Genomic DNA, 7,914 nt, shown 5'->3' with positions numbered 1-7,914 from the left:
AGTTTTATTTTTCATTTTTTAACCATGAAGGACATGAAGCGGCATGAAAGGTTTAAGTCTTCATGTCCTTCATGCTCTTCATGGTAATTGCCTAAATTAATTTATGCACGATCCTAAGTTAGAAAGGCTGGGACTGCACGGTGCAGGAGGTAGAGCACCAACAGTAGGCGCTTTAGGCGACGCAGGAGCAGTTGCCGAGAGGGGCGGGGTGAGAAGAATAAAAATAAGGAAAAAAGCCTTATTTGATCCCCTCATCCTAACCTGATCATGCCGGACTATCCTGTCCGGCACCCTGCGGGCGAGTGCAAATCCGCTCCCGGCGAATTTGTCCCTGAGGGAGAAGGAACTGTCCATCCTTAACTGGCGGTGACGCAGCGCGTGGGAACGAGAAAAAATGAAGAAAACCGGCCGCTGGCAGGCGGCCCAATCCCGTAGGCAGTTACATTAAAACGTTTCCCACTCGTCACTATCGGCAAGTTGTAACTGTAATTTTTGAAGGACAGGCGGATTCTTAACGATACTTGTTCTGGCCGGCGCCGTTTTCTTTGGCGCAGGCGCGGCATGGAAAGAACTGCCGGCATTACGGGAACTGTCGGCGATTTTAAAACCGCTCACTATGAGCGCCAGGTTTTGCGCCTGTTCTTCCAGCGACTCCGCTGAAGCGGCGGCTTGTTCCACCAGGGCGGCGTTCTGTTGGGTGACGTCGTCCATTTGAGTAATGGCCTGGTTGACCTGCTTAATGCCGGAACTTTGCTCGGCTGAAGCCGCGGTGATTTCGGCCATCATGACGGTCACTTCGCGGATGGAATCGACGATTTCTTCCATGGTGCGGCCGGCTTGAGTGACCAGTTTACTGCCGTCGGCGACTTTATCCACTGAATCGCCAATCAAACGTTTTATTTCTCCGGCAGCCGTCGCGGCGCGTTGCGCCAGATTGCGCACCTCCACCGCCACCACTGCAAACCCCCGGCCTTGTTCGCCGGCGCGGGCGGCTTCTACCGCGGCGTTGAGGGCAAGTATGTTGGTCTGGAAAGCGATGTCGTCGATCACCGAAATAATATCCCCAATTTTACGTGACGATTGGTCGATGCCGTTCATTGTGGCGACGACTTGCCCGACTACTTCGACGCCTTTGCCCGCAATGCCGGATGCGTCAACGGCAAGCTGGTTGGCATGTTCGGCGTTTGCAGCATTATGCTGTACCGCGGAGGTTAGCTGTTCCATACTGGCGGCGGTTTGCTCCAGACTGGCGGCTTGCTCCTCGGTGCGATGGGACAAATCATTGTTACCGGAGGCTATTTCTTTAGCTGCGGTGTTAATGCTGTCGGTGGAGTCCTGGATATCTCTGACCATGTTTGTGAGGCTTTCTACAAGCGTATTCATACCCGTGATCGCTTCGCCAAAAGTGCCCGGGTAGTTTTTGTCTATAGTTCGGGTCAAATCGCCTTGAGCCAGTGCGCCGGCGATACGCAATATATCGTTGAAGCCGACATCGCAAGTTTCCATCAGGTTATTGAGATTGGTCAAAATCCCTTTGAACATGAACTCAAATTTATCCGCATCGCTACGCTTTGAGAAATCGCCCTTAGCGCCGGTTTCTGCGAGCATTTTGATTTCGTTGTTAACACCGAGGAAGGTTTTTTTGGCATTGTCCATAATTTCGGTAATGACAATTGTCTCGCCCGGCAAGACATCCATATCCATAGAAAAGTCGCCTTTGGCATACTGATTGACAATATTGATCAGTCGTCTGTTTATAGCGATGCGCGATTGAATCAGTTCATTAACTTCATGCGCCATCTTGCTATAGGTGCCGGAGAACTTTGAAGCGTCGAGCTGCTCTTTGACCCAGCCTTCCGCATGTTTTTTAGCCATGTTGTCCAGATCGGCAACGAAGACGTTAATGGAATCCTGCATGGTTTTCATAGAACGTAACAGCTCCCCGATCTCATCTTTTTGATGAATGTCAATACTGGAGTTCAAGTCACCTTTTGCGATGGCTCCCGCTACCTGTTGGATCGTTTTGAGCGAGCGTAAAATGCCGCGGCTGGTCAGTACGGTTAATACGACACCCAGCGCGACGCTGATCACGAAAATGCCGATCAAGACGATCCTGTACCCGGATGTGGTATTCCGGGCCTGCGCCTCGTCTTCTGTGTTGCGCGTTGCTGCAAGTCTTGCCACCTGATCGATGACAGTACGGTGTTGTTCATAAGCGCGGCGCATTTTTAGGAGACTGGTCCGTGCGCTGTCGCGGTCGCCCGTCTGGATGCTTGGCAGAAACTGTTGGTCGGCTTCATTGTAAAAGGCTTGTGCCGGCAGGTAAGCGCGTTCAAGGAAAGGAACCTGTAGTTCCTGTTCCAAAGGCTGGCTTAACCAATAATTGCGACGGGATTCGTATTCCGCTTTTAGCGTTTGAAAACGGGTGACTAAAGCGCCGATTTCATCGGGGGTGGAGGCTTGGGTCAGTTGCAGCGCGACCAGATAGGATTCGATGATGTATTCAGGGGGCGGTGCAATATCGGCAATAATATCTTTACCCTGAACGAGATGTTGATAACTTGGGCTGTCGATATTAACGGTATTCATGGCCTTGAATGTCGCTAAACCAAACAACGAAAAACCGATGACCAAGGTGCTCAAGATTATCGTAAAACGCATCTTAATAGTTAACTGCCTAGAATTTTTCATCTTGGTTAGCATGATGCAATTTCCTCTCTGTTTGTATGATATGGATTGTTAAAACGCTTCGACCGCCCCCCTGTTTTTCGGCTCATTGTAAATGTTTGGGCGGATATGTGTTGAATGCCCGAAAGCGACGGCTGTTCAAAGGGCTATGCATAGCCTTCGGCAGCAATATCGATTAACAGGATGCGCTCATCGTCCAGTCTGAGCGTTAAGGTTTGGCAAAGTACATCGGTATTGAAGTCCTTATAGCGTTCGGACGTTATCAGGCGATAGCTGTCTTTTATCGATTCAAGCGCCAGCAATTGATAAAAATACGGCCGCCATGCCCAGTTAAAACCGATGCGTGTAGGGTCCTCGAACCATTCGCCATCGGCAAAATTAAAGTTCGCTGAAATTTGTTCGCCGTCGTTATTGCACAAATAAAGCCGCAACAGGCCTTTTTCTTCAAACGGGTATGCCGAGATCGAGTTGAGATTGAAGCCTGTTTTCAATGCTTTCTTAAGGTGGTTGCACAAGCTTTTAATTTTGGAGATATATTGTATTTTGTGTTGTTCTTTAGTCAGCGTGTTGTTCAGGAATGATTTTCTTAATGCTTTAATTTGCTTTTGGTAATGCGTCGGATTTTTGAATTCAGCCTCGGCCGATGAAAACAAAGCCCCCTGCATGTATTGCGCTCCGCAGTTTAAACCGAAAAAGAACTCGTCCTGGGTTTCGACGCCTACGCAGACGATGCGGCAACCGGTGCGTTTCGCCAAACGGGTTAACAGATGGACTATATCGCTGGCAATGCCGCCTTGAGTCGCCTGTTTAAATAGCTGTACATCCAATTTGATCAGGTCGGGTTGAGCGGACATCACTTGTTCCAGCTGAGAAAAACCAGCGCCAAAATCATCGATGGCGACTTTTAACCCCAGTTTTCGATACACACCGATAATTTCAACGAGTCTGTTCAAATCGCCTTTTGCTTCGGTGATTTCGATAATAATGCGGGTTCTGTCTATACCCAATTCATCGAGCATCAGCAGGGTCGGCAATGAATTAAGGTCTGCGACCTTACCGATCCAGTCGGCTGAAATATTGATGGTTAAGTAGGCGTTGCAATTTGACCGGCTGAATTTTTGCAGCGCTTGACGGCGAACGCAACGGTCCCATGAAATCAGCCGCTCATCGGCCGTATCCGGGCCGGAGAATAACTCGCCTGCGGAACTAAGCCGGCCAACGGCGTCCGCTTGCCAAGTCAAAACCTCATAACCGACGATGGCGCCGCTTGCAATACCGACAATAGGCTGAAAATAAGGAAACAGTCTTTTTTCTTGATTCATATCGAAAGGATTGATTTAAGGAGTTCGGGCTTAGGAATAACGTTTTTTGCGGCTTTATCGATTGCGCTATTCCGTTATTCAAGTTTGGATTAATTTACGCTCAACTTTTGCCGCTCCTTAATAGTGCAAAAAATAGGGCGAAAAAAGCGCCTCCAGTTGGAATGCGCGATGCATTCAGTCCGGTGACGCTTTGCCGGTCGGGTTCGCCGTTGAATCCCTATTTTTAGTGCTCCGCCGTTGGAGCATCGGCTTGTTTAACGCAATCGTTGTGCCAAAGTTGCCGTATCAGTTCTTTGTTGGGCTTGTTTAATAAATACAGCTGCTTATCCGGTGTATTCCGTGAGATCGGAATGGTTTTTTTATGAACCCAATGCCCCGAATATGTGCAATTTTTCCATGTGTTGCACCAATTGAATACTCTTGATCTGCGAATGACGGCTTTGGAGCCGCAGCCTAGGTCGGCCAAGCTGTCGGCATAGAACCTGCTAACGTCAGGGTAGTTATTGTCAATCCGCAGGCATTTTACCGATGCCTAAAACACGCTCTCGCAATGTAATATGAAAACATTTATTAAGGTGACGGAGATATGGGTTCCCGCAAAAGACCGCGCCCGGCTGGAATTCAGCGCGGGATTGTACGGCCCCTTGAATGAGTTTCGGGTCGCCAGCGAAAAGGAATCTTTCGCTTACGACGAGGGTTTGCCCGGCAAAGCGTGGGCCGCTGGCCATCCCGTGGTATTAACGGAGTTCGATCATTCTTATTTCAAGCGGACCACATCGGCTAAAAAAGCCGGTTTAACCTGCGGTATCGCGATACCCGTGTTTTCAGGCGAATTCATCATGGCCGTGGTGGTTTTTTTATGCGGCGACGATCAACATCATGCCGGAGCTATCGAAGTCTGGAGTAACGGTTCGGGCGAAAACACGGAGCTGGCCGTGGTCGACGGCTATTACGGTACGCTGGACGATTTTGAGGACATATCCAGGAAAATGAGCTTCGGCAAGGGCGTCGGTTTGCCTGGGCAGGTATGGGCGGCAGGCATGCCGGTGCTTATAGAAGACCTGGGGCTATCCCCGGCTTTTATCAGAAGCGCGGCGGCCGGAAAAGCCGGTATAACGACGGTGCTGGGCATTCCGGTTTCGGTTGTTGGCGATCAGGTTTACATCATGACTTTTCTGTCGGCTAAGGCTACGCCGATTGCCCAGCGGATCCAGATATGGGCGCCGGACCCATGCGGCCGGCGCTTGGTGTGCCAGTCAGGCTACAGCAAACAAAATGATGAGCTGGCGGAAATGTTTGAAACCGTCCCGGTCCGTAAAGGCGAAGGCGTATTGGGCAGGGTATGGTTGACCGGCGTGCCGGTTATCAGGAATAACTCGAAAATGGCGGTTGCGGAAGGCCGCTTGAATTCGATGCTTGCAATGCCGGTCATCGATGGCGGGCATTTGAAAGCGGTGGTTACGTTTCTGTTTTAACCTGAAAATCAGTTGGAACGCGTGAAATCCGTTCGTGCCGAGCCCTTCGGCTACGCCCAGGAGAGCCTTGTCGAAGCATCGGCGGATTTCACGCCCCACCCGTTTGCAATGCTCAACTGATTTTTCTAGGTTTAATCGATCATTACATCTCTTCCATGTCTTCTAGTTCGATATTGAGCGCTTTGGTTGAAAGCAGTAACTCGCTGACCGACGCCAGCAGCGATAAGACGATAAAGGCCATGCTGAATCCGAACGTAATGTTGCCGGAATACTGTAAGCCGTAAAAAATAAGGCCCATGGCGATTATGCAGCAGATAATGCCGATGACTGCGAACAATTGCATAGCCACAATAAAGCGGATGCGCAACCTCAAGCTGTCAATCTGTTTGACCGCCACCGGGCTTTGGGTTTTATTGAACAGGTTATGCTGTTCCCTGATCCGGCTGGCGATCGCCAGAAAACGGTTGGAGTAGGCCAAAAACAAAACCGAAATGGCTGGAAACAGCAGGGCGGGTGTCGTGATGGTGATGTCCATGGTTTTATCCAGTCAGCTTTAAGTTCTTGCGGTCGCCGGGCTTTTTCAACAGGCGCGGGTGCGGAAGCGAATATTACCTTATTTCAGCCGGCAGCTGAATTCATAACCACTCGGCGGCAATATCGATCAATAAAATACGCTCCTCGTCGAGCCTGAGCGACAGGGTTTTGCAAAGCATGTCGGTATTAAAATCCCGGTAGCGCTCCGAGGTGACAATGCGGTAGCTGTCTTTTGCCGATTCCAGCGCCAGCAATTGGTAAAAGTAAGGCCGCCAGGCCCAGTTAAAACCCAGCTGCGTGGTATCCTCAAACCATTTGCCGTCGGCAAAATTAAAGTTGGATGAAATTTGGTCGCCGTCGTTATTGCATAAATAAAACCGCAGCACGCCGCTTTGTTCAAACGGATGCGCCGATAATTTATTGAGATTGAAATCGCTTTCGAGGGCTATTTTCAGCAGATCGATCAAGCCCTTGATGTTGGAGATAAACTGTATTTTGTGTTCTTCTTTGGCTAAGGTTTTTTTCAGGAAAGTCTTTCTCAATGAGCTGATTTGCTGTTGATAATGCTTGGGCTCTTTAAACTCCGGCATGGCCGGCGAAAACAGATAGCCTTGCATATATTGGGCGCCGCAGCTCAAGCCGAAATGGAAATCTTCATCGGTTTCAACGCCTTCGCAAACGATGCGGCAGCCGGTGCGTTTCGCCAGACGGGACAGTAGATGCACGATGTCGCTGGCGATGCCGCCCCGGGTCGCATTCTGGAATAACTGCATATCCAGTTTGATGATGTCGGGTTGTATGGCCATGACTCTTTCCAGCTGGGAAAAGCCCGCACCAAAATCGTCGATGGCTATTTTTAGTCCGTGCCCGCGATACACGGCGGCAATTTCAACAAGTTTGTCCAAATCGCCTTTTGATTCGGTTATTTCAATAATGATGCGGCTTCTGTCGATATTAAACTCATTCAGCATCATGATGGTGGGTAACGCATTCAGGTCGGAAACCTTGTCGATCCATGCAGCTGAAATATTGATGGTTAAATAACCGTTGTAATTCGATTGACTGAATCGCTCCAGCGCCTGTCGCCGAACCATGCGATCCCATGCTATCAGTTGATCGGCCGGAATATCCGGCGAAGAGAATAATTCGCCCGCTGAAATAACCCGGCCGGCCGCATCGTGTTGCCGGGCTAATGCCTCATAGCCGATGATAGTGCCGCTGGCGGCGCCGATAATCGGCTGAAAATAAGGAAAGAGTTTTTTTTCTTGATGCATATCGAGATGATTGATTTAAGGAGTTCGCCGTTGAACCCGTATTTTTGCACTCCGCCGTTGGAGTTCTATGTTGTTTTTAGCAATCGATATGCCAAAAACGGAAGACGGTTGCAGTATCGGTTTTGTTGACCCAGATTAAACGGTTATAGCTGTTCTCCAGGCACGGCTCGGCTTTCATGGCGGGGGTGAAGTGCTCCAATTACGTGCAATCTTGCCGAATGTCGCACCAATTTGATCCTTTTGAGGCGACCACCGTATCCTCCCCGGCGGAGTCCTGTCATGCTCAAGGGAATACCCGCCAAATAGAGGTCGAGCATGCATGCGTTGATTGTGTTTGATTTGTTTACTATTTATTTCGCCGACGTTGCATTACTCGGCCGGTACGGAGTGTCGCCATGTGGTATATTCAATAATAATTCCGCTAGAATGGCCGGAAACGCCTCGTTGGCGCTGAGCTTTTACCTGGAGATTTTCACTTTAGGAACGTGCATGAAATAACTGAGCAAGTTTTATTTTTCATTTTTAACCATGAAGGACATGAAGCGGCATGAAAGGTTTAAGTCTTCATGTCCTTCATGCTCTTCATGGTAATTGCCTAAATTAATTTATGCACGATCCTTA

At 49.4% G+C, this 7,914-nt stretch carries 5 protein-coding genes; 1 reads left to right on the top strand and 4 read right to left on the bottom strand.

What is annotated here, in order from left to right; genetic code table 11:
* Positions 1-444: 444 nt before the first annotated feature.
* Positions 445-2,661, bottom strand: a complete 2,217-nt coding sequence (locus V3O24_RS00210) for a methyl-accepting chemotaxis protein (protein WP_331305587.1) — start codon at positions 2,659-2,661, stop codon at positions 445-447.
* Positions 2,662-2,834: 173 nt separating this feature from the next.
* Positions 2,835-4,010 carry an EAL domain-containing protein gene (locus tag V3O24_RS00205; RefSeq protein WP_331305585.1) on the bottom strand — a complete coding sequence of 392 codons (1,176 nt, stop codon included), beginning with the start codon at positions 4,008-4,010 and terminating at the stop codon, positions 2,835-2,837.
* A gap of 557 nt (positions 4,011-4,567) precedes the next feature.
* Between V3O24_RS00205 and V3O24_RS00200 the strand changes: the two genes are divergently transcribed.
* The gene (locus tag V3O24_RS00200; protein ID WP_331305584.1) at positions 4,568-5,485 is read left to right on the top strand and encodes a GAF domain-containing protein; all 918 of its coding nucleotides are present in this window, start codon (positions 4,568-4,570) and stop codon (positions 5,483-5,485) included.
* 142 nt (positions 5,486-5,627) lie between these two features.
* Here the strand turns inward: V3O24_RS00200 and V3O24_RS00195 are convergent, their stop codons facing one another.
* A complete protein-coding gene (locus tag V3O24_RS00195; protein ID WP_104423613.1) occupies positions 5,628-6,020 on the bottom strand; it encodes a DUF2721 domain-containing protein in 393 nt (130 codons plus the stop codon).
* Between the two features lie 100 nt (positions 6,021-6,120).
* Positions 6,121-7,293, bottom strand: coding sequence for an EAL domain-containing protein (locus tag V3O24_RS00190; protein WP_104423614.1), 1,173 nt, complete (start codon positions 7,291-7,293; stop codon positions 6,121-6,123).
* Positions 7,294-7,914: the final 621 nt, after the last annotated feature.

It is taken from the genome of Methylobacter sp. Wu8, assembly GCF_036440755.1.
Taxonomy (GTDB): domain Bacteria; phylum Pseudomonadota; class Gammaproteobacteria; order Methylococcales; family Methylomonadaceae; genus Methylobacter_A; species Methylobacter_A tundripaludum_A.
Note: the sequence above shows the minus strand (reverse complement) of the source record. Positions and strands in the feature narration are given on the sequence as shown.